The following is a 1,410-nucleotide window of genomic DNA, read 5'->3' on the forward strand; positions in this document are numbered from 1 at the left end:
ACTCCTGATGCCTAAAGCATAAGATTAACACAACTTCGAGATGGATTCGAGCAGAATATACCTTGATCAAGAAATTCGACAGGCTGGGAGAAACTCTTGGGATTTGCCAACTCCAATGAACCTAGCGTCGGTAAATGAGCTGTTTCGCCGTTGCGTCTACACCCAGATAAAATTGCTTTCGCTCAGCCTTGTCTCCGCTTCATCTATTCTATATGCACAGAGAAAACCTTTTTTTGCTACACTGTAGTCCAGGCAACACACATTCGAAGCTTCTAGTTGCGGGCTTGAAGCTCTCAACCAATAGTGCCCGAAGAAGACAGGCTTTTCGTCGGCGTGATATCCTGGTTCTTGTGTCTCGGGTTCAAAGCTCCCCGATGGAAGCTCAACTCCCACAGGAAAGCAGTATTCAGAGATAGGTTGTCCTTCATACGGAAGATACCAACGAACTCTTGCTTCATGCCGCTCATTACCATCTTTATCCTTAAAGCTGGCTTGTCCAAGACTCCACTCTTTCCCCTTAAGGACAGTCTCTACTGCTTTGAAAGTTGGACTTCCATCTCGACTAGCCTCTATCAGCAGCTCTTGGTTCAGCCGGCGATCTGTCAGCTCTTGATCAAGGCAAGCTATAGACTGAGGATCCCAGCAAGCATGAACCACTCGAAGGTTTGGAAGCTCAAGCCAAAGGGGCATCGTGTAAAAGAAATCGACAATCGACTGAATATCGCTTCCTACTTGATCAAGTGTGGCTTGGTGCTGATGGGTGTTCTTGTCTGAATGCTCTCGCAAGAATTGGCCTTCGGAATCTGGATCTGAGGTGTGATATGCAAGCGCATTGAACTCATGGTTTCCCATTACAATCAAAGCAGCCTCTGATTCGACCATGGGCCTCACGATATCCAGCACTTCTCGAATCTTGGGACCACGATCGATGAGATCTCCAACGAATATAGCTGTTCGTTCAGGATGGCGATAACAACCACTATGATCTTCGTAGCCCATCTTCTTTAATAGAGCTTCTAGCTCATCAGCGTAGCCGTGAATATCTCCTATTATGTCGTACATCTTTGATCCTCTTAGAAACTTACGCCTATCAAGCGTAGCTGATTATGTTTTGTATTGCAGGTGTTTTTAGCTTCGAAAAGTGAGCAGAAGAGAGCTGTTTGAGCTTTATCTCCGATTATAATGAAATGTTTGGAACTAAGTTCTCAACAAGGGATACGAAATCGTTTTACAACTATTACCAGGATATTTCAAAGAAGGTAAAAGAGAGAAAAGTTGATATTCTCCTGGTTGTAAACATGTTTTTGACGGGATTCGACAGTAGATCACTCAATACGCTCTATGTAGATAAGAATTTGAGATTCCACGGCCTGATCCAAGCCTATTCCAGAACTAATAGAATTCTGAATG

General features: G+C 44.2%; 1 protein-coding gene and 1 pseudogene. One reads left to right on the forward strand and one right to left on the reverse strand.

The window, feature by feature from the left end:
- Positions 1–156 precede the first annotated feature (156 nt).
- On the reverse strand, positions 157–1,062 hold the full coding sequence (locus EBR25_14020) for a hypothetical protein (GenBank protein NBW42087.1): 906 nt from the start codon (positions 1,060–1,062) through the stop codon (positions 157–159).
- A 104-nt stretch (positions 1,063–1,166) separates the two neighbouring features.
- Between EBR25_14020 and EBR25_14025 the strand changes: the two are divergent.
- Positions 1,167–1,410: pseudogene (locus tag EBR25_14025) on the forward strand (type I restriction endonuclease subunit R).

Source organism: bacterium (assembly GCA_009926305.1).
In the GTDB taxonomy this organism is placed as follows: Bacteria; Bdellovibrionota_C; UBA2361; order UBA2361; family RFPC01; genus RFPC01.

Coding starts and splice junctions, on each gene's coding strand:
- EBR25_14020 (NBW42087.1), bottom strand. CDS start 1,062: ATGTACGACATAATAGGAGATATTCACGGCTACGCTGATGAGCTAGAA.